This window comes from Flavobacterium sp. NLM, from assembly GCF_002210235.1.
Classification (GTDB): domain Bacteria; phylum Bacteroidota; class Bacteroidia; order Flavobacteriales; family Flavobacteriaceae; genus Flavobacterium; species Flavobacterium panici.
Window position 1 is genome coordinate 40368 of the sequence record NZ_LIAC01000027.1, and the last position, 20910, is coordinate 61277.

The following is a 20910-nucleotide window of genomic DNA, read 5'->3' on the forward strand; positions in this document are numbered from 1 at the left end:
TTATTTTTTTTCTTACTTTTTTACAAAAGAAAAAGGACACAAAAAAAGGGGAAAGATATCGAATACCTTTCCCCTTTTTATAACTAACCTTTGTATTTAAAAAGTAACAAATTTTGCACCTAAACTGAACCATCTTGCCGGCAAAGGAAATGCTCCAATTTCATAATAAGTAGTATTGAAAATGTTTTGTGCATCAATAAAAATGGTAAACTTTTTAATAGACTGACTAATTCTGGCGTCATTAATCCAGTAAGAAGCTCCGGTAACTCTTTCGTTAAAACGGGTTGCCAATAAAACGGAGAAATCTTTATGCTGAAAATCTATCGTATTGGTTACCTGATGTTTTAAAGACGAAATCAAATATTTAGAATACGGTTCGTCGCGGGTATCTTTAAATTTAGAATCTAAGTAAGAATATCCTAAAGTGAAATTCATTTTCGAATCATCAGAAAAATTAAAACTGTATGATCCACGCATATTGATTCCGTTAGTAATTAAATCACCGTAGTTTTGACTTTGCCACGGCACCGTTGTCACCATTCTGGTCCAGTCAATATAATTGCTTATTTCTCTGTAAAAATAATTCACATTTAAGTTTAAAGATTTTCTGTTGAATTTAAACCCGAATTCACTTTGAAAAGCATTTTCTGATTCCAAATCAGGATTTCCAATATTTCCCGGACGCTGATTCAAGTACAAGTCTGTAAACGAAGGAATCCTTTGACTAGTCCCCACATTAGCAATAACCTTAAACTCGTCTGTCAACTCGTAACTTGCATCAAGCCCTGGATAAATCTGCCATTTATAATCTGAATTATAATTAAGATAAGTTCCTAAATTCACGTTCAGTTTTTCAAACAAATACGTTTTGTATTCTGCATAAATCCCCACATTTTCACGATCGTGATCGCCAATGTTTGAGGAATGAATATCTTCATTTCTGAATTCTGCACCAAAACCAATTTCACCTTTTTCAGTTTTGATAGAAGAATTTAATTCTGCCGCAATAGAATTAGTATAATGCTGACTTCTTCCTGCATTCAGGTTGTTATTTCCTAAATATCTGTAATCATCATAATTGTATCTGTACGTAACTCTTGGCATAATTTTCCAGTTTTCCGTAATCGAATGTTTCGACTGAATATTAGCAAAAGTTGTCTGTACTATTTCTGTAGAATTTTTATCGCCCGGTGCAGCGTAAAATCCGTTAGCACCAAATCCGTTTTTTACATAACCAAACGAACCTAAAATTTCGTTCGAATCATTCACCTGAACATTTCCCTGATACAAGATTTTATTGTTTTCAAAACCTGTATTATAGCGGTATCCGTTGCTTTTATCGTGCGATGCAAAAATCGAATGCTGCTGTTTTTCTTTTCCTAAAACAGCTCCAACCTGAACTCCTGTTCCAAAAAAAGTATCTCCAGAATCATCAGAATCTTTCTCAAAATTAGAACCCGCATAAGTGCTCAATAAAACGCCTGATTTTGTTGGCTTTTTAGTAATAATATTAATTGCTCCGGTTAAACTGTTGATTCCGAAGATTCTCGCAGCCGGACCACGCAAAATTTCGATTCTTTCAATTGCTTCAACCGGAAGCGGCAGATTAAGCATATTGTGAGCCGTTTGAGAGTCAATTATTTTCGCACCATTTAACAAAACAACAGTCTGCTCAAAACTTCCTCCGTCTACACTTATATCGGCCTGTCCTCCAAAAGGTCCTCTTTGTCTAATGTCAACTCCGTTTGCATATTGTAAAACTTCCTGAAGTGTTCTTCCCGGTAATTTTTTAATCGTTTCGTTACTAATAACATAAACGTTTCTGTTCTGTTTTGAAATTGGCGTGCTTAATCGGTTTTCATGAATAATTACCTCATCAATTTCTATAATCGAATCCTTTTTTGTCTGGGCATAAAAGTTGGTACATATTAATGCTGTAACAGCAAAATAGATTTTTTTCATTCTGGTTTTAATTTTTTTGCAAAAGTAGTACCTTGCCGTACTAATAAAGTATACCAGTTTTGTAATTATGAGTGGTCCGGTTCAAATTCCTTTTAAAAGCTTTATCTTGCTTAAGCCAGAAGAAAGCACGGCAATTTACCTGCAGATCGTTTTTGAATTTATAAAAGCGATACAAACGGGATTTCTTCCAGAAGGAACAAAACTTCCGGGAACACGCATTTTATGTAAACTTTTAGCCGTAAACCGAAACACTTTAATAAAAGCTTTTCAGGATTTAGAATCGCAGGGCTGGATTGAAACGCTTCCTAATAAAGGAACTTTTATCCTTTCTCAGCACAAAGAAAAAAGTAATGCCGAATTTATAGTTCCAAAGGAAAATAAAACGCAGGAAATCAATATTGGTTTTGAATTCAAACGTTCGACCATTCTTGAAAACCCTACCGAAACCAGTAATCTTCCGTATCAGTTTAATGACGGAATGCCGGATTTAAGATTGGTTCAAAATGATATTTTGGCGCGACTTTATGTTTCAAAATTAAAAAGACAGAAAACATCCAAAACATACGAACAGATTCAAATTAGGTCGCATTTAAATTTTAAAACACATTTCTCAAATTATTTAAATCTTACTCGCGGATTGCGAATTGCGACTTCAAACTTACTCACAACGAGCAGTCACGAAATTAGTTTGTACCTCGTTACAAAAGTTTTGATTTCTCCCGGCGATAAAGTGGTTGTGGCTTCTCCCGGATATTATATTTCGAACATGACTTTGACGAATACCGGAGCGCAGATTATTACGATTCCAGTTGATCAGCACGGAATTGATACGAATCGCTTAAAAGAGATTTGTGAAGAAACCAAAATCAGGGTTTTATATCTGACTTCCAATTATAATTATCCAACGACAATTTCTTTAAGTGCCAAAAGAAGAAAGGAATTACTGGAACTTGCCAATCAATACGGTTTTGTGATTTTGGAAGATGATTACGATTTTGATTTCCATTATGATAATAATCCTATTTTGCCTTTAGCGGCTTTTGATTCCAATCAAAAAGTGGTTTATATTGGTTCGTTTGGAAGATCGCTTCCGTCTGGATTTAGTTATGGTTTTGTGGCCGCTCCGCCCGAATTTATTTCTGAATTAGAAAAACACCAAAACATTCTGGAACCCGGAATTGACGTTTTAAAAGAACAGGTTTTAACCGAATGGATTAACGAAGGCGAAGTACATCGACTTTCCAAGAAAAATAAAAAGATCTACAAAGAACGCCGGGATTATTTCGTTTCCTTATTGAATGAAAAACTGAAAGGCAAAATTAAATTTAAAGTTCCTGCGCGGGGTTTAGCAGTTTGGATTGAATGGCTTGATAAATTCAATTTGATTACGCTGCAAAAAGAATGTGCCAAAAATGATTTGTTTCTGCCTAAAACTATTTTATACCAAACAAAAGATGTAACCGCCACAAGATTAGGTTTTGGACATTTAGAAAAAGAAGAAATGGAAAAAGCGGTTTCTATTTTATGCCTGTCAATTGAAGCGATTGGAACACAAAAGTCCTGAATTTGAACACTTTTTAAAGTTATTCTTTTTTGAATTTTGCTTGATAATTAAACACAAAAAATTATGAGCAGTCAAAAAGTATGGTTTATAACCGGAGCATCAAAAGGAATGGGACTTGAAGCCGTAAATGCAGTTTTAAAAAATGGCGATAAAGTAGCCGCAACTTCCCGAAATTTAAAAGAATTAATCCACCAAATTGGAAATCAAAACGAAAACTTTCTTCCGCTTCAGGTTGATATTACCAATGATGAAGCAGTAAAAAACGCGATTCAAACCACAATTGATACTTTCGGAAAAATTGATGTTGTCCTGAACAATGCCGGTTATTATTTAGTGGGAAGTATGGAAGAAATAAGCGACGAAGAATTCCGTAAAACAATCGATGTCAATTTATTTGGAACTGTAAATATTATCCGAAATGTGATGCCGTTTCTGCGTCAGCAAAAATCAGGGCATATTTTGAATATTGCTTCTAATATGGGCTATATTGGTTATGCGAATACGGGAAGTTATAATGCCGCAAAATTTGCCGTTATCGGACTTTCTGAAGCTTTGGCACAAGAAGCAAAACAATTCGACATTAAAGTTACTGCGATTGCGCCGGGAATGTTTAGAACGAGTTTTATGAGCGACAGCACTTTGGCGCAGGCCAAAAATAAAATTGCCGTTTACAATGTAGAGCAGCACGTAAATATGCTGAAAAGTTTTGACGGAAACCAGCCCGGCGACCCAAAGAAACTGGCTAAAATATTAATTAATATTACAGATTTACAAAATCCGCCTGTGCATCTTCCTTTAGGAAATGACAGTTTTAACTCGATTATTGAACATCGAAAAACCGAAGCCGAAGAAATGGAATCATGGAAACATCTTTCGTTTGCGACTAATTTCGATTAATTTGTAAATTTGTTTAGATGAAAAAATCGGTTCCACATAAAATCAAAAGTATTTCTGAACTGCATCAGTTATTTGCGCTTCCTAAACCGGATCATCCTTTGGTCAGCGTGATTGATTTTGCTTTACTGAGTTATAAACACAGCGATATTTGGGAACATTTTTCGAATGATTTTTATTGCATTACTTTGAAAAAAGGCGTTAACGGAAAATTTAAATACGGACAGCGTGATTATGATTTTGATGAAGGAATGATAACGCTCACAAAGCCAGATCAGATATTTTCGGTTACGCAGACCAATGATAATCCTGTTACGGGTTTTATGCTGGTTTTTAAAACTGATTTAATCCGAAATTATCCTTTAGGAAAAACGATTAATAATTACGGATTTTTTTCTTATTCCATTGCAGAGGCATTACATCTTTCTGATAAGGAAGATGTAATTATTTCAGGGCTTTTAAAGCAAATGCAGGACGAACTGAAAAACAATATTGATCATTACAGCCAGGATTTGATTGTGGCGCATCTGGACTTGATTCTTAATTATATTAACCGATTTTACGGCAGGCAGTTTATTACCCGAAAAACCGCTGCACACGATTTATTAAGCAGATTAGAGGAATTATTATTTGATTATTTTGAGAAAGAAAATCCTATTGAAAAAGGACTTCCTACAGTGCAGTATTTATCGCAGGAATTAAATATTTCTGCCAGTTATTTAACCGATTTACTTCGAAATATTACGGGTTTAAATACCCAGCAATATATTCAGAATCATATTATTGAAAAATCAAAACAATTGCTTTCGACAACGAGTTTAAGTGTAAATGAAATTGCCTTTTCATTAGGTTTTGAATATTCGCAGTCGTTTAGCAAACTCTTTAAAAAGAAAACCAATTTAACGCCGCTTCAATTCAAAAAATCTCTTAACTGATTTTAAAAAATCATTCAAAATTTTGAATTCAGCTTATTTTTTATATAATTTTGTACCGATCATTACAAAATAAATCTGCGATGCGAGGAAGACCGACAATTTACGAAGACGCTAATATTATAAAGAAAGCTCAGGAAGTTTTTTGGCAAAAAGGATACAGTGCCACTTCACTGAGCGATTTGCAAAAAGCAACCGGAGCCGGAGCCGGAAGTTTTTATAATACGTTTAAAGGCGGTAAAAAAGAGGTTTTTCAAAAAGCCATTGAAGAACGCCGATTAGCTTTTGACGCTTTTAAAATTGAATTAAATAAAAGTGATTCTCCTTTAGAATTGATTAAGGATTTTTTTAGAAGTATCGCTTCCGCAGATGAAAAAGAGCATCTTAAAGGCTGTATTATTGCCAATACGGTTGTAGAAATGACTTTTATTGATGAAAAACTAGAAGCCAATGCGGTGCAGATTTTAAAAGAAGTTGAAGAAATGTTTACGCAGGCAATAAAGCTTGAACAGGCAAATGGAACTTTACAAACAAAAACGGCTCCCGAAATATTAGGGAAATATTTGATCACTTTTTGGTGTGGATTAAATACGCTGCGCCGAATGTACCCCGACAAAAATGTCTTAAAAAATCAAATCGAAATGCAATTAGCTGTTCTCAGCTAATTTTTTTGATTATTTATGTATCAATCATTACAAAATTAAAACAATAAAAATGAATTTAAAATTAGAAGGAAAAAAGGCTTTTATAAGCGGTTCAACTCAGGGAATTGGTTTTGCAATTGCGCAACAGTTATTAAATGAAAAAGCAGAAGTTATCATTAACGGCAGAAATGAAGAAAAAACGAATCTTGCCGTACAAAAATTAAAAGCTGAATTTCCCGATGCAATTGTTTCTGGAATAAAAGCTGATTTTAGCAATAAAGAAGAAGTTTCAAATTTATTGAGCAAATTAGACAATATCGATATCTTGATTAATAATGTCGGCATTTTTGAATTAAAGGCTTTTGAAGATATTCAAGAGGAAGATTGGTACAAAATTTTTGATATTAATGTGATGAGCGGTATTCTTCTTTCACAAAAACTTTTACCGAAAATGCTGGAGAAAAATTCAGGACGAATTATTTTTATCAGCAGTGAATCTGGAGTGAATATCCCCGGAAATATGATTCATTACGGAATGACAAAAGCATCTATGATGGCTGTAAGTAATGGTTTGTCCAAATTAACAAAGGGAACAGAAGTTACAGTAAATACCATTCTCGGCGGGCCAACTTATTCTGACGGCGTTGCGGCTACCATTGAACATATTGCTTCATTACAAAATATAGAAGTCGAGCAAATGAAAAGTGCTATTATTCAGCAGACAAATCCGGATTCTTTATTGCAGCGTTTTATAAATCCAGACGAAATTTCTTCTCTTGCGGCTTATCTTTCAAGTCCGCTTTCGATTGCAACAAATGGTTCTTGTTTACGCGCTGATGGCGGGGTTTTAAAAACTGTTTAATCTAAATATTCTAAAGCCTTGACAATAAAAATCAAGGCTTTAGTTTTTAATTTATTTAAGATGTTTTTCGATAATTTAAAACGGCGGCAATATTCAAAACAATAGCAAAACCTATAATGACTAAAATGTGTTTTTGAACATCTTTAAAACCGCTTCCTTTTATTACAACCATTCGCATTACATCAATAAAATAACTTATTGGATTAAATTTTGAAACTGTTTTTGCCCAATCCGGCATACTGTCTATTGGTGTAAATAAACCGCCCATTAAAACAAATATCATTACAAAAAAGAACATAATAAGCATGGCTTGCTGCTGTGTGTCGCAGATTGTGGAAACCAATAACCCGAAACCTAAAATAGCCAGCAAATAAACGGCGATAAAAGCGTATAAAACCAACAGATTTCCCAGCGGAATTATTCCGTAAAAAATCCAGCCAACTAATAATCCTAATGTAAAAACTACATTGCCAAGAATCCAGAACGGAATTAATTTCCCTAAAATGAAATGGTATTTTTTGACCGGAGAAACATTAATTTGTTCGATTGTTCCGGCTTCTTTTTCTTTTACAATATTTAATGCCGAAAGAAATCCGCCAACAAGTGTCACCAAAATAGCCAGAATTCCCGGAACCATATACAATTGATAATTTAAATGCGGATTGTACCAGTTTGATGATGTAATTTCAATTACCGGCATAGCATTAAAACTTGTTGGAACATTCATTTTTTTACGCAAACCATTATTGTATTCTCTTATAATATCGCTGATGTAACCAGCGCCTAATCCGGCTTTTGTTCCGTTAATGGCGTTTACACCAATAAAAAGCTGCTGTTTGTTTTCTTTTATAAGATCTTCTTCAAATCCATGTGGAATTTCCAGAATTAAATCGGCATTGTCTTCTTCTAATTGTGTGAACGCTTGTTTATACGAATCGTTATAAGTTCTTAATTTGAAATAACCGGAAGCAATAACCTGATTGATTAAATCTCTGGAATAATCAGATCGGTCGTTGTCCACCACAGCCAGATTGATATTTTTGATTTCATAATTGGCTGCAAGCGGCAAAATAATAAGCTGCATAACTGGCATTACCATGATCACGGCTAAAATGGCGCGATTACGAAATATTTGTTTGAACTCTTTGATAAGTAAAAATTTGATGATTCTCATGATAAACGTATTTTAAAGCTTTTAAGGCTTATAATCAATAAGAAAATAGTGATTCCGAAGAGGATTAAGGTTTCTTTCCAGACATAGGAAAATCCTAATCCTTTTATCATAATTCCTTTTACAATAATGTAATACCATTTTGAAGGCACAACATTTGAAAACCACTGCAAAGGCAAAGGCATATTTTCGATAGGAAACATGAATCCGCTGAAAAGTAAGGTTGGTAAAAGCATTCCTAATAACGAAATCAACATGGCGGTTTGCTGCGAATCGGTTTTAACCGAAATAAAAATTCCTAAAGTCAAGCAGGTTATGATAAACAAGGTGCTTTCTGCAAAAAGTAAAAGTATGTTTCCTGCAATGGGTAAATCGAGCACAAATACGCTCAATAATAATATCGAAACTACATTTACCATTGAAAGTAAAAGATACGGAACTGCTTTTGAAAGTATAACCATTAAAGGTTTAAATGGTGAAACCAAAAGAATTTCCATGGTTCCGGTTTCTTTTTCTTTTACAATAGCAATTGCCGTCATCATTACGCAGACTAACATTAAAACCAAAGCCATAACGCCGGGAACAAAATTTGGCGCGCCTTTTAACTGCGGATTGTATAGCATTTTTACTTCTGGTTTTATTTGCAACGGCACTGCATTTTCCTTATTCAAATCTGCCTGATAATCGTTTATAATCGACGTAACATAATTGGTTAAAGTTGTCGCATTATTTGGATCTGATGCATCGGCCAAAACCTGAATCTGGGCTTTATTTTGATGCAAAAGCTGGTTATTAAATCCTTCCGGAAATATTATGGCCATTTTGATTTCTCCGGTTCTAAAAGCGGCTTCCAGTTCTTTACTTCCGGCAAGGGTTTTTCTAATTTCAAAATAACGGCTTGCTTCTATTTTGGTAATGATTTCTTGTGAGGCAATATCTTTGGCATAATCAACGACTACTATTTGGGAGTTTTTTACTTCATTGGTTAAAGCAAAACCAAAAATAAGAATCTGCACTACCGGCATTCCAAAGAGAATCAGCAGTGTTTTTTTGTCACGCAACACGTGCAAAAATTCTTTTTTTACGAATGTTAGAAACTGTTTCATATTCGGATTATTTTTCTTTTTTTTTCGAACTTGATCTTCTCCTGCAAGGTTTTCAAAACCTTGTAGGTATGCTATTATTCGGTGCACTTTATATTTAGACCTACAAGGTTTTGAAAACCTTGCAGGATGGAATTCGTTTAGAATATGGTCTATTCTTAATACCTACAAGGTTTTGAAAACCTTGCAGGACGAACAACTATTCTCCGCGTTTGGCTTCTCTGGCAAGATGATAAAATACCTCATCCATTGTGGTTACGCTAAATTGTTTTTTTAGGTTTGTAGGCGTATCGAGTGCTTCTACTTTTCCGTCGACCATTATCGAAACTCTGTTACAATATTCGGCTTCGTCCATATAATGTGTGGTTACAAAAATGGTAATTCCGTTTCCGGATGCTTCGTAAATCAAATCCCAAAACTGTCTGCGTGTTGCAGGATCGACGCCGCCTGTTGGTTCATCCAGAAACACAATTTCTGGTTTATGAATAATCGCGGTTGAAAAAGCCAATTTTTGTTTCCATCCTAACGGAAGTGAACTTACTCTTTTGTCTGCCTGATCTTCCATTCCTAATTGTTTCAAAAGTGCGGCACTGTTTTCTTTAATGGCTTTATCACTTAAACCATAAATTCCGGCAAAAAAGGTAATGTTTTCCTGAACCGTCAAATCATCGTACAACGAGAATTTCTGGCTCATATATCCTATACTTTTCTTTATTTTTTCGGTTTCTTTATAAATATCAAAACCTGCAATTTTTGCTTCGCCGGATGTTGGGTTCGATAAACCGCAAAGCATTCTCATTGCGGTTGTTTTACCTGCGCCGTTAGCGCCCAGAAATCCGAAAATTTCTCCTTTTTCTACTTCAAAAGTGATGGCATCTACGGCGGTAAAATCTCCAAATCGTTTGGTTAATGCTTTGCACGAAATTACTTTCTCGTTCATATTTTTTTCTGTTGCTTAATTTTTTAAACACATAGGAACATAGATATTATTTGAGTTGAAAAGGCGTTTCACTTGTTTAAACAAACATAGATAGAGATGTTTTAAAATGACATTATATTTAATATAGCCAGTGGTTTCAACCACTGGGACGCTGGATAATCACGATGCGTTTCCAGTGGTTGAAACCACTGGCTATGTTTAAAAAAATGAGTAAAATGAAAATTCAATATCTATGTTCCTATGTGTTTAAAAACCATACTAACTTAAGAGCTTAATAAAACTGTCTTCAATCGTTACGGCAGCTTCTTTTATCTCTATATTTTTAATTCCTTTTGTTTCCAAAAACTGTAATAAATCTGCTTTGTCTGGGTTTTCTTTGAAAGAAAAATGAGCAAATTCTCCAAAAGCATAACTCATTAACCGATTTGGATATATTGCCAAAGCTTTTAAAAGCGAATACATATTATCTGCTTTTACGGCAAAAAGTGCATCTGGATAATTCTGGATTATATTTTTCGGACTGTCGATTGAAAGAATTTTTCCGTCCTGAATCAATGCAATACGGTCACAAAGATTGGCTTCATCCATATATGGTGTCGAAACAATAATCGTAATATCCTGTTTTTTCAGTTTTTGGAGCATTTCCCAAAATTCCTTTCTGGAAACAGGATCAACTCCGGTTGTAGGTTCGTCCAGAAACAAAACATTTGGTTTATGGATTAAGGCACAGCACAAAGCTAGTTTTTGTTTCATTCCGCCGGATAATTTTCCTGCTCTTCGGGTTTTAAAAGGCTCAATCTGAACATAAATATCTTTGATCAAATTGTAATTTTCCTCAATGGTAGTTCCGAATAATGTGGCGAAAAAATTCAGGTTTTCTTCGACTGTTAAATCCTGATACAAAGAAAATTTTCCCGGCATATAACCAATTGTATTTCTGATGGATTTAAACTCTTTTACCACATCCAATCCGTCAATTGAAGCCGAACCGCTATCTGCTAGTAAAACCGTGGTCAGGATTCTGAAAATACTGGTTTTCCCAGCGCCATCGGGACCGATTAATCCAAAAAGCTCGCCTTTGTTTACCGAAAATGAAGCATCATTTACGGCAACCTTTTTTTCCTTTCCGTAGGTTTTGGTAATATTTTTTACAACAACGGATTCCATTATTTTGAAAGTTTGAGTTTAATTTCACCATACATTCCAATTTTTAAATAACCATCATTTTTAACTCTCACTTTAACGGCATAAACCAAATTGGCACGTTCGTCTTTTGTTTGAATTGTTTTTGGCGTAAACTCCGCTTTATCGCTAATCCATTCAACCACACCGCTGTATTCTTTATAAGTTTTGTTTGTATCGTCTACAAAAACTTTTACATTGTCGTTTAATTTTACGCCCGGTAATTGATCTCCGGTAATATAAACCCTTAAGTTTATGGTTGATAAATCGGCGATTTTATAAAGCGGTTTACCAATTGTTGCCATCTCTCCTACTTCTGCGTATTTTGTCAAAACTGTTCCGTTCGTTTTATTGACAATTTTCGATTTAGCCAGCTGATCTTGAATTTGACTTATCTGAACTTTTAAGGTTTGGGTTTCATCGTCAATTCCGGTTGTGCTGATATTAAGCTGCGTTTGTAAAGCGGTAATTTGTTTTTGAATCACCGAAACTTTTGTCGTTGCATCATCAAGTTGTTTTCTTGTTGCGGCATCGGCTTTTACGAGATTCTGCATGCGCTGCTGATCTAATTTTGCTTGTTTTAATTCTTCTCTGTAAACATCTAACTGCGAATTGATATCTGGTTTTTTACTCTGCGTTGCTTTAATTTGTGCCAAAAGCTGATCACGTTTCAGCGAAAGCTGTATGGTATCAATATAACCTACGACTTGGTTTTCTTTTAAAATATTCCCTTCTTCCACTTTTAATTCTTTGATTATACCGCCCGCTTCTGCCGGAATAATGGTTTCTACTGCTTCAAAAGTTCCTGTTGCATCAAATTCGTTCTTATTATCAGAACATGATATTGCTGTTGCTGTTATTAGTATAAATGCTATTTTTTTCATCTTATGCTTAATTACCGGTTATTAATTTTTGTCTGTATTTTGCCAAAAGCAAATCTGTTTCATGAATAATTTTGTTTTGCGTTGCTGCGTTTTCTTCGTTTACTTCACGCAGATAATCGCTGGAATCAATTACGCCATTGTCTAATTGTGCCAATGCGGCTTTTTTGACATTGTTTCTCAGTGTTATAATTTCATTGTCAGAAACCAGATATTCTTCGAGTTTTGTTATTTCTGCGCTTTGTTGTTTTATGGATTGATTGGTATTGAAAAGAAAAACTTCTTTGTCGACTTCGAGCTGCTGTTTATTAATGTCGATAATTTGTTTCTGTTTTTTATTTGTATAAAGTCCCGTTAAAGACCAGTTTAGTCGTACTCCGCCAATGTAATAGGATTTCCACCCAACTTCGAGCATATTAAGTCCCGGATTTCCGTAACCGCCCTGCACGAAAAAATTGAACTTTGGAAGATTAGCAATATCAACCGCTTTTTTACCTAATTCCAGACTTTCGTTTCTATAATTAAAAAGCTGTAATTCAGGACGGTTTATTTCAATTGAATTTACAATATTTTCAGGTGTTTCTAATTTTGTGTCTGCAGATAATTCTGAATTGATAAAAAGCCCCAGCATATCTAAATAGGCTTTTTTGTAATTGCGAATTCCAATTGCGGTTTGGTCGGCTTTTAGATATTCTGCTTTAAGCAAATCTAAACTGCTTCTGTATGCGGTTCCGTTATTTAATTGTGCCTGAACGGTTTTGATTCCGATATTGATGTCGTTTTTTAGTAAATCATTTTGGTGCAGCTGTTCCTCAAAAACTAAAATTCCAAAATAAAGTTCGGTTACTTTTTGTTTTACAGCGTATAAATCAACCTGAAGCTGCTGTTCTGAAACTTTGGTTTGTTTTTCTGCAACTTCTTTCTGCTGTTTTAAATTTCCTCCGTCATAAAGCAGCTGATTTACTTCTGCGTAAGCGCGATACTGATCTTTGTTTAAAATGGGAACCTCAACGCCGGGAAGACTAATTGGCATTTTGGTAACATCAGATTGATACGTTGCCTGACCAAAAATGTCGAATTTGGGATAATATCCTTTGGCAATATTATCAATCGTGAATTCGCCGCTTTTGGCAATTAAATCTCTTTTTTTAGATAACGGATAATTTTCTTCTGCTAATGCGTAACAATCCTGCAGTCGTAACAACTTTTCATTTTGCTGTGCATAAAAATGAAATACGGGTATAAAAACCAATATAACTACTAATAACCTTTTCATATTCAACTTTTTAATTTTTAATATTTCGTTTTAATCATTTGATTAAATTTAGTCCAAAAAAATAGCTAGGAGTGCATCATAGCTTTAAACCATTGTACAATCAGTGTTTTTCTTTCTTCTGCAAAATCATTCATTTGACTTGGTGTCATAACTCCGGCTGATTCTAAAACCGGTTTAGCTATAAAAGGAAAAATACACATTGATAATAGATTGATCATAAAATGCAGCGGATTAATATCCGGTTTTCTTTCTTGCAATTGTTTTACAAAAATGGATTCGGTCAATAATTTTCCGGCTTGTACTTTGTTCCCAAAATGTTCGGGATTATTTCTTATTTCGCTTAAAACAAATAAAGGCAAACCAGGATTTTGAATCAGCATCGAGATATAATTATCGGCTATCAACGTTACTTTTTCTTCTATAGAAGTTGTATCGCCATTCACTATTGGGGCAATTACACCAAATAATTTTGCCACTTTCTCTGACATTACCAATTCAAAAAGTTTTTCTTTACTTCTGAAATAATAATTTAAAAGTGCCAGATTAATTCCTGCTTCTTCGGCAATATCACGAGTACGTGTGGCAGAATATCCCTTTTGGGTAAATACTATTCGTGCTGCTTCTTTTATCTTTTCTTCGGTACTTGCGTCTTTGTTTTTTGGGGTCATAATTTTGTAAATGTTCGGCAAATATATAAATGTTTTTTAATTAAACAATAGATTTAATCAAATGATTAAAAAATATTTTTAACCTAATAATAAGTCATTGAATCATTTATACAAAAAATGCCTGCAAATTGTGGATTTACAGGCATTGTAGATAACTAACAAATATTAACAATAAAAACTAAATGCTCACTAAAAAGTAGTTTAGTTTATTTCGAAAATTCAACTGTATTTAGTTTTTTCCAGCTTCCGCGGGTAAAATCCGGGATTTCTACCGGAGCTGAATTATGGTCTAAGGAGATTTCGGTTAACGGACTTAAACAAGACCATTCGGCTAAATCGTAAACATCCATATCAAGCGGAAGTCCTTTTTGCAGACAATAAAACATTCTGTAATCCATTATAAAATCCATTCCGCCGTGGCCGCCGACTTTTTTAGCCAGTTCTTCGATATCTTTTACGATTGGGTTTTTATATTTTTCCATTAAAATCTTTTTCACATCTTCCGAAACATATTCTTCGGCGTTTAGATTTTGATAGTTTTTAGAAATTTCTGCTCCAACTTCTTTGGCATCAATTGCATAACCTTCTACCGGATATTTATTAGCAAATCCTTTTGTTCCGGATAATTGGTACATTCTGCTGTAAGGTCTTGGGCTTGTAACATCATGCTGAATCTGGATTGTTTTTCCCATTTCGGTACGAATCATTGTCATCGTGTGATCTCCATTTCTAAAGTCAGTTACGACTTCGCCTGTTTTTTCTTTTATGAAGGCAGGATTTCCAACTGCTTTTGTATCCATCGAAACCAGGAAATTCATTTTATCACCTCTATGAATATTTAATGCTAAACAAGCCGGGCCCATTCCGTGAGTTGGGTAAATATCACCTCTGTGTTTACGGTTGTAATCCATTCTCCAGTTGTTCCAATAATTTCCCCAATATGGCTGAAGTCCGTGAATATAAGAACCTTCTGCATGAAGAATTTCTCCGAATACGCCTTGTTGTGCCATGTTTAATGTTGTTAATTCGAAGAAATCATACACACAGTTTTCCAGCATCATACAATGTTTACGTGTTTTTTCTGAAGTATCGATTATATCCCAGATTTCGTTCATGGTTAAAGCTCCCGGAACTTCTACAGCTACATGCTTTCCATCTTTCATGGCTTGCACGGCAATATTTGCGTGATGTTTCCAGTCGGTTACAATATAAACCAAATCAACGTTTTCTAATTTTGTTACTTTTTTCCAGGCATCTTCTCCAAAAAATTCCTGTGCTTTTGGTGCTCCAAGTTTGGCTAAAGTATCGTTTGCTGCTTTTGTTCTTTCTTCGAGCATATCGCATAAGGCTACAATTTCTACTCCGGGAACATGCGGAATACGTCCTACGGCGCCAGTACCGCGCATTCCAAGACCAATAACTGCTACACGAACGTGCGGAATTGCAGGAGTTGCTAAACGCAAAACATCTGTTTGTCCTTTGTCTCTTTTTGGTGCTTTGGTTTTAATAAGCTGCGCTGATGTGTCGCAGACTTTGAATAGCAAAAGTGCTATTAGTAAAAATCTTAAACTTTTCATTTTTTTTATTTTAGTGATATTTTTGTTTGAACGTTTTTATTTGTAACATTTTGTTTTATTACACTTTTATATAGGTTTTGTTTTTGTGCATGTACCAAAGTATGAAATAGAGAATTCCGAATCCGGCTAAATCGCAAAAGGCGTCATAATATGCTCCTGTAAATTGCTCAAAACCAAAGAAAATTTGTTTGGCGATTAAAGAGAAATTAAAAACATGCGATCCAACATAAGCGGCGATGGCGTTTAAACCAATTACTCTAAACGGATAAGCCCATTTTGTATAACCCTGAACGTCGACAAGCCAATAGAATAAAGCTAATAAAACAAAGCTGATTCCTGATGAAAAAATTACAAATGAACTTGTCCATATTTTTTTAATAATGGGATGCCAAATACCAATTATTAATGAAAGGATAATTGCGGTTACTCCGATTAGGAAAAGATATTGTGCTATTTTTTTTCTTGAAAGAGAAGATAAAAGTAATTCTCCTGCAAACAATCCTGATAATGTTGTGGCTGTAAATCCTAAACCTGTTAAAAGCCAGGAATACTGTGTTTGATCGTAAAACGATCCAAAAACCTGCTGATCGATAAATATGGGAAGATTTTTTTCTGGTAATAATTCAAAAGTGTGACCAAAGTAACTTGGAATTGATAATAGTACGGCATACAAAACAAGACAAACTACAAAGAAGATGTATCTTCCTTTTTGGCTCAAATTTAAATATGCAATACAGGAAAATAAATATCCAACTGCAATAGCCTGAAGTGTATTACTAAAGATGTGAAACTTTGAAATATTCAGTTCCAGAAGATTTCCCTGCACGATCCATCCTAATATAAACAGTACTACAAATCGTTTTAAAATATGTCTGTATAATTTAAAATCTGAATACGTTTCTTTGCTTCTGTTTCCTAAAGAAAACGGAATTACAACGCCTACAACAAATAAAAATAAGGGCATTATGACATCATACAAATGAAAACCAATCCATTCCGGATGTTCGAACTGGTCGGCCAGCGTTTTTGTTAAACTGGTATTTGCCGCTGTATTCAAATTATAGAAAAATCGGTCTGCTACTATAATCATCAAAAGATCAAATCCTCGCAGTACATCTACAGACATTAATCGGTTATTGGCAATTGTTTTAGTCATTTACTTCTTTTTAAAAATTGTTCTAACACATAGGAACATAGTTTCTTTTAATGGGTAAAGGCGTTTCACTTGTTTAAATAAACATAGACTATGCGAAAAATCCTGATTTTATTTATATCTCTGGTTAAGCCTTAAAATCTATGTTTCTATGTGTTAAAAAAATTGCGCTCAACAGAGCTAATTTATATTTACTCGATAGCTTATGCCATTTGGCTTAAAAAATTAATCTCCAAAAAACTCTTCGCCAAATGGCACATTTTGACCGGCTATCAATGACAAACTACAATTGTAATGTAGAGAACTTAGGTGCTTCCGGGAAGTTGGCAACTAATCCCCAGCCTCCATTCATTTCTGTAATGGCAATACCTATTGAACTTCCTAATGTTCCTAACTGTGATTTTGGGATGCTGAATTCGATCGCATTTGTGGTGTCGTTCAAACTCACAATTGGTGATGCTTTTAAATTTGCTCCAGAACCTGCAATTCCAGCCCATCCCCAGCCTCCGTTTGGATCTGTATGGTTGTAAAATTGTCCCCAGCCGTTGGTTACTACAGGGCCTTCGAATAAAAATTCGGCTCCAGAACCTTGTGCCCAATTGCTGTGTAGGAATCCTGTTTGCGTGTTTCCATCTGTATTGATGTACATGTCAACCAGTTCCATCAGCATTTTTTTGTTTCCTTCTAAATACACATTTACATTTGGACCTCCAGCCCAAATTTTAATTTTTTGAATTGAACCGTTTCCTGATGTATTTTGATCGGTTACGGCAACATCATCCCAATCTGTAAATTTTCCGTCGATTTTAATGTCGATAATTATGATTCTTGGGGCAGTTATGGTTTTAGTGATAAAAGCTTCTTCTCCTTTGTCGTTGGTTACGGTTAATGAAACTCTAATTTCGCCTCCAATTTTATAAGTGTAAACCGGATCTTTTTCTCCAGATGTATAATATAAATCTCCAAAATCCCATCTGTACTTTGTACCGTTTGTAGAAAGATTGGTAAAGGTAAACGTGCTTCCATCATTTGTAAATGAGAAATCTGCGGTTGGTTTTGTTGCCGAATCGTCTGATGAAGCATTATCGCTCGAACAAGCCGTTAGCAATAACATAGCAACAAGCAATGTTATGTATTTGGTTAGTTTTATTTTTTTCATGGTTTTTAATTTAAATGTTTTGATAACTATTTAATGATAACCGTTTGTGATAATTTATTGAATCCAGTTGCGGCTTCCCAAACTCCTGTATTCGCAAAACGAATACAATAATCTGGTCTGTCAACTAGTTTTGTTGAACTGTCTTCGATCTTTAATAACAATTCATAAGTTCCTGCCGGAATTCCGGATAAGCTCACCGATTCTTTTAAATCGTACGTTACTCTTGGTACTACTTTTCTAACATCGAAGTTTAATTTTTTCTTATAAACCGTTCCGCCAGAAGTAGCTCTTAATATTAAATAAGCATTTTTTGGATTGTAAACCGGAGCAAAACCACCATTATTCAACAATGCTTCAAACTCTAAAGTTCCATTTAAAGTTGCTTCTTTTTTTAGACTTGACGATGCTAATGAAAGTCTGTAACCCAGTTTTCTTTCAAAATCTGTAAAACAGTTGTTGTTTCTCCATTCCTGTAAAACCGGACCGTAATAATCTAGGTTTAAATACGTCCATTTTAGCATTGTCATTTCTTTTTCAGCAATGCTGCAGCTTGCGATTGGCACGTCTACGGGCGGACAAGTTTCTCCTCCTGTTGGTACATAAAGGGCTTCGTTGCTTATGTATGTTTTTTCAGAAGTGATATCTATGTATGTTCCGTAATCATCAACACTTGCCATAAAACAGTCATTATGAAAACCTAAACGAGCTGTATTTGAAGTTCCGTAACCAACGTTCGCGTCCATTGCTATTGTAGTTGCAACATAGTCTTGTTTGATTTTTGGAGTTCTTAACTGAATTTTTACTTCTTTTGGAAAAGAGGCTAAAAGTTTGTCTATAATCAGTTTTTTGTTTGCCGGCGTTGTAAGCTGGTTTGTAGTATAATACCATTCTCCCCAAGCTCCAACAAATCCTGCCTGAACAAAAGCAATTACATCTTTGTTTTCTTCCAAAATTGGTTTCAACTGATCTAAATGTCCAGAGATAACGGCTACAGAAGCATCTGAACCATCTTGTGCATCTGTATACGCAAAACGTAAAACACATTTTAAACCTGATTCTCTCAAACGTGTAAAATCGGTTTTGATAAGATCTAATTGTGTTTGGCTTAAAGCCGAAGTTTTAAACTTTTCCAAATAATACAAACGCAGAATAAGGCTTACATTTTCTTTTTTCAGATTATTTAAAGAAGCTGCTGTCATTGCTGCGCCTTCAGAATTTACCTGCCACGTATGCATAAATCCACGTTCGGGATTTGTGAACACTTCGTTTGAAGCGGTGTAAGTTACTTTTTCAACTCCGTTTACTTGTTCGCCTCCTTCATTTTTGTCACCTCCATCGCTTTGACAGCTTGATGCGACATTCAGAAAAAGGCAGATTAACATTAGTAAATTTTTCATTTTTTGTATAATTAAATTATCTGATTTATTTTATTCATTCACCAATTGTGATAGCCGTCTTCTAATTAATTATATCCAGGGTTCTGAATAAATTTACCTTTTCCTTCACTTATTCTGTCTAAAGAAAATGGGAACAACGCTTTGTATGGAGCACTTTGACTTGCCGCACCGTTTAAGTCAAGAGCATGTTCTGTAAATTTTCCGTGTCTGATTAAGTCTGAACGATATTGCCCGTTTTCACACCAGTATTCGTGTGATCTTTCTAAAAGAATCATATCATTGAATTTGGCAAGCGTGTTGTAATTAGCTAATTGAATTTCACTGATTTTAGCTCTTTTTCTCACGATGTTTACCAAATCAATTGCTTCTTGTGTTGGCGTTCCGGTTTTGTTTACCAATGCTTCTGCTTTTGATAATATTACATCTGCATAACGATATACCACAATATCTACTGTTGTTAAAGCGGTTGTTCTGGCAGCATCGGGATGAATTTTCAATGGAATTGGCCCTAACTGCATATAGTTTGCAGGATTTGCTCTGTTGTACGTTACACCATCTGTTCCTGTAAACTCGGCAATAAGTGCCGTTTTACGAATGTCTGTTGCTTCAAAAGAATCATAAAATTTCCATGAACTTTGAATAGTTCCATAACCTCCGCGTTCAGGGTAATTAGCCGGTAATACCATTAACTGCCATTGGTTTTCACTTGTTCCTGCATAATCTGCCGGAACCGCCCAAATTACTTCTTTGCTGTTAACAGGAGGTTTAACATCCCATAATCCAACATAATCTGCGTCTAATCCGTAGTAATTCATTGCCATAATTGCATTCGCTTGTTCTTCAACATCTGCCCATCTTTTTTCATGCAGATATAATCTTATCAGAACCATTCTTGCCATTCCGTTGCTGAATCTTCCGTATGGTGTGTCGCCCGGAGCTTTTAAATCTGCTGCGGCTTCTTTAAGGTCTTTTTCAATAAAGCTTACCATTTCTGCATTTGAAAGTCTGGCCAAAGGCACTTCGTTCAAAGGGCTTTTAAGAATATCAAGAGGCGCAACAACAAGCGGTCCATATAGATCAAAAAGCTCATAGGCTAATAATCCTCTTGCACATTTAATTTCGGCAATAGCATTTTTCTTAACCAGCTCGTTTACATTGGCATTTTGTATTCTGTCAATGCTCAAAGTCATACTGCTTATTTTGTTGTAGAACACATCATAGAATCTTGTAAAAGATGTAGAACTGGCTTTGTAGCTGTGTAATGATGCTTCCTGCTGTACGCCGTAAGGTCCCTGAAGAATTTCTGTCGTGGCATCAAGTATAAACATTAATCCGTTTTCTGAAGTAGAGTGAATACCGTTTCCGTAAGAACCTCTTAACGGATAGTAGGCAGAAGCTACTATTGCCTGAACATCAGCCTCCGATTTAGGAAATATACTCGGATTAATCTCATCGTAATTGATAGACTCAATATCTTCATTACATCCTGAGAAAACTAGTAATAGTAAAACTATTGTATAATTTTTTAAATTTTTCATGTCTTTT

The 20910-nt window shown here is 34.9% G+C and carries 18 protein-coding genes; 5 read left to right on the top strand and 13 right to left on the bottom strand.

Annotated elements, in window-relative coordinates; translation table 11 throughout:
• Positions 1 to 96: 96 nt before the first annotated feature.
• Entirely contained in the window at positions 97 to 1962 is a 1866-nt protein-coding gene (locus APR43_RS23630) for a TonB-dependent receptor plug domain-containing protein (protein ID WP_053474229.1), read from the bottom strand.
• 106 nt (positions 1963 to 2068) lie between these two features.
• On the opposite strand from APR43_RS23630, the gene APR43_RS23635 reads away from it, so the two are divergent.
• The 5 genes from APR43_RS23635 (at position 2069) to APR43_RS23655 (ending at position 6858) form a co-directional block, all read left to right on the top strand.
• Entirely contained in the window at positions 2069 to 3526 is a 1458-nt protein-coding gene (locus APR43_RS23635; protein WP_240514991.1) for a PLP-dependent aminotransferase family protein, read from the top strand.
• Positions 3527 to 3589: 63 nt separating this feature from the next.
• A complete protein-coding gene (locus APR43_RS23640) occupies positions 3590 to 4423 on the top strand; it encodes an SDR family NAD(P)-dependent oxidoreductase (protein ID WP_053474227.1) in 834 nt (277 codons plus the stop codon).
• A 17-nt stretch (positions 4424 to 4440) separates the two neighbouring features.
• Positions 4441 to 5355 carry an AraC family transcriptional regulator gene (locus tag APR43_RS23645; protein WP_053474226.1) on the top strand — a complete coding sequence of 305 codons (915 nt, stop codon included), beginning with the start codon at positions 4441 to 4443 and terminating at the stop codon, positions 5353 to 5355.
• Positions 5356 to 5435: 80 nt separating this feature from the next.
• The gene (locus APR43_RS23650) at positions 5436 to 6017 is read left to right on the top strand and encodes a TetR/AcrR family transcriptional regulator (RefSeq protein WP_053474225.1); all 582 of its coding nucleotides are present in this window, start codon (positions 5436 to 5438) and stop codon (positions 6015 to 6017) included.
• 49 nt (positions 6018 to 6066) lie between these two features.
• The gene (locus APR43_RS23655) at positions 6067 to 6858 is read left to right on the top strand and encodes an SDR family NAD(P)-dependent oxidoreductase (protein WP_053474224.1); all 792 of its coding nucleotides are present in this window, start codon (positions 6067 to 6069) and stop codon (positions 6856 to 6858) included.
• A 55-nt stretch (positions 6859 to 6913) separates the two neighbouring features.
• On the opposite strand, the gene APR43_RS23660 is transcribed toward APR43_RS23655, so the two are convergent.
• From APR43_RS23660 to APR43_RS23715, 12 genes are all read right to left on the bottom strand, one after another.
• Positions 6914 to 8032, bottom strand: coding sequence for an ABC transporter permease (locus APR43_RS23660; RefSeq protein ID WP_053474223.1), 1119 nt, complete (start codon positions 8030 to 8032; stop codon positions 6914 to 6916).
• Positions 8029 to 9135, bottom strand: coding sequence for an ABC transporter permease (locus APR43_RS23665; RefSeq protein WP_053474253.1), 1107 nt, complete (start codon positions 9133 to 9135; stop codon positions 8029 to 8031). The genes APR43_RS23660 and APR43_RS23665 overlap by 4 nt, the downstream gene beginning before the upstream one ends.
• Positions 9136 to 9331: 196 nt before the next feature.
• Positions 9332 to 10072 carry an ABC transporter ATP-binding protein gene (locus tag APR43_RS23670; protein ID WP_082356486.1) on the bottom strand — a complete coding sequence of 247 codons (741 nt, stop codon included), beginning with the start codon at positions 10070 to 10072 and terminating at the stop codon, positions 9332 to 9334.
• Between the two features lie 258 nt (positions 10073 to 10330).
• Positions 10331 to 11239, bottom strand: coding sequence for an ABC transporter ATP-binding protein (locus tag APR43_RS23675; protein WP_053474222.1), 909 nt, complete (start codon positions 11237 to 11239; stop codon positions 10331 to 10333).
• On the bottom strand, positions 11239 to 12138 hold the full coding sequence (locus APR43_RS23680; protein WP_053474221.1) for an HlyD family secretion protein: 900 nt from the start codon (positions 12136 to 12138) through the stop codon (positions 11239 to 11241). The genes APR43_RS23675 and APR43_RS23680 overlap by 1 nt, the downstream gene beginning before the upstream one ends.
• Positions 12139 to 12145: 7 nt before the next feature.
• Positions 12146 to 13411 carry a TolC family protein gene (locus APR43_RS23685; RefSeq protein WP_082356485.1) on the bottom strand — a complete coding sequence of 422 codons (1266 nt, stop codon included), beginning with the start codon at positions 13409 to 13411 and terminating at the stop codon, positions 12146 to 12148.
• A gap of 65 nt (positions 13412 to 13476) precedes the next feature.
• Positions 13477 to 14079, bottom strand: a complete 603-nt coding sequence (locus tag APR43_RS23690; protein ID WP_053474219.1) for a TetR/AcrR family transcriptional regulator — start codon at positions 14077 to 14079, stop codon at positions 13477 to 13479.
• A 206-nt stretch (positions 14080 to 14285) separates the two neighbouring features.
• Complete coding sequence (locus tag APR43_RS23695; RefSeq protein WP_053474218.1) at positions 14286 to 15656, bottom strand: Gfo/Idh/MocA family protein; 1371 nt, start codon at positions 15654 to 15656, stop codon at positions 14286 to 14288.
• A gap of 58 nt (positions 15657 to 15714) precedes the next feature.
• Positions 15715 to 16812 (bottom strand): acyltransferase family protein, encoded by a 1098-nt coding sequence (locus tag APR43_RS23700; protein WP_053474217.1) that lies wholly within the window; start codon positions 16810 to 16812, stop codon positions 15715 to 15717.
• A gap of 280 nt (positions 16813 to 17092) precedes the next feature.
• Positions 17093 to 17968 (bottom strand): PKD domain-containing protein, encoded by an 876-nt coding sequence (locus APR43_RS23705; protein WP_053474216.1) that lies wholly within the window; start codon positions 17966 to 17968, stop codon positions 17093 to 17095.
• 26 nt (positions 17969 to 17994) lie between these two features.
• Positions 17995 to 19365, bottom strand: coding sequence for a DUF4832 domain-containing protein (locus APR43_RS23710; RefSeq protein WP_053474215.1), 1371 nt, complete (start codon positions 19363 to 19365; stop codon positions 17995 to 17997).
• A 65-nt stretch (positions 19366 to 19430) separates the two neighbouring features.
• Positions 19431 to 20903 carry a RagB/SusD family nutrient uptake outer membrane protein gene (locus tag APR43_RS23715; protein WP_053474214.1) on the bottom strand — a complete coding sequence of 491 codons (1473 nt, stop codon included), beginning with the start codon at positions 20901 to 20903 and terminating at the stop codon, positions 19431 to 19433.
• Positions 20904 to 20910: the final 7 nt, after the last annotated feature.

Bases quoted from the DNA above. Each gene is read 5' to 3' on its own strand.
- APR43_RS23630 (WP_053474229.1), bottom strand. From the start codon at position 1,962: ATGAAAAAAATCTATTTTGCTGTTACAGCATTAATATGTACCAACTTT.
- APR43_RS23640 (WP_053474227.1), top strand. From the start codon at position 3,590: ATGAGCAGTCAAAAAGTATGGTTTATAACCGGAGCATCAAAAGGAATG.
- APR43_RS23645 (WP_053474226.1), top strand. From the start codon at position 4,441: ATGAAAAAATCGGTTCCACATAAAATCAAAAGTATTTCTGAACTGCAT.
- APR43_RS23650 (WP_053474225.1), top strand. From the start codon at position 5,436: ATGCGAGGAAGACCGACAATTTACGAAGACGCTAATATTATAAAGAAA.
- APR43_RS23655 (WP_053474224.1), top strand. From the start codon at position 6,067: ATGAATTTAAAATTAGAAGGAAAAAAGGCTTTTATAAGCGGTTCAACT.
- APR43_RS23660 (WP_053474223.1), bottom strand. From the start codon at position 8,032: ATGAGAATCATCAAATTTTTACTTATCAAAGAGTTCAAACAAATATTT.
- APR43_RS23665 (WP_053474253.1), bottom strand. From the start codon at position 9,135: ATGAAACAGTTTCTAACATTCGTAAAAAAAGAATTTTTGCACGTGTTG.
- APR43_RS23670 (WP_082356486.1), bottom strand. From the start codon at position 10,072: ATGAACGAGAAAGTAATTTCGTGCAAAGCATTAACCAAACGATTTGGA.
- APR43_RS23675 (WP_053474222.1), bottom strand. From the start codon at position 11,239: ATGGAATCCGTTGTTGTAAAAAATATTACCAAAACCTACGGAAAGGAA.
- APR43_RS23680 (WP_053474221.1), bottom strand. From the start codon at position 12,138: ATGAAAAAAATAGCATTTATACTAATAACAGCAACAGCAATATCATGT.
- APR43_RS23685 (WP_082356485.1), bottom strand. From the start codon at position 13,411: ATGAAAAGGTTATTAGTAGTTATATTGGTTTTTATACCCGTATTTCAT.
- APR43_RS23690 (WP_053474219.1), bottom strand. From the start codon at position 14,079: ATGACCCCAAAAAACAAAGACGCAAGTACCGAAGAAAAGATAAAAGAA.
- APR43_RS23695 (WP_053474218.1), bottom strand. From the start codon at position 15,656: ATGAAAAGTTTAAGATTTTTACTAATAGCACTTTTGCTATTCAAAGTC.
- APR43_RS23700 (WP_053474217.1), bottom strand. From the start codon at position 16,812: ATGACTAAAACAATTGCCAATAACCGATTAATGTCTGTAGATGTACTG.
- APR43_RS23705 (WP_053474216.1), bottom strand. From the start codon at position 17,968: ATGAAAAAAATAAAACTAACCAAATACATAACATTGCTTGTTGCTATG.
- APR43_RS23710 (WP_053474215.1), bottom strand. From the start codon at position 19,365: ATGAAAAATTTACTAATGTTAATCTGCCTTTTTCTGAATGTCGCATCA.
- APR43_RS23715 (WP_053474214.1), bottom strand. From the start codon at position 20,903: ATGAAAAATTTAAAAAATTATACAATAGTTTTACTATTACTAGTTTTC.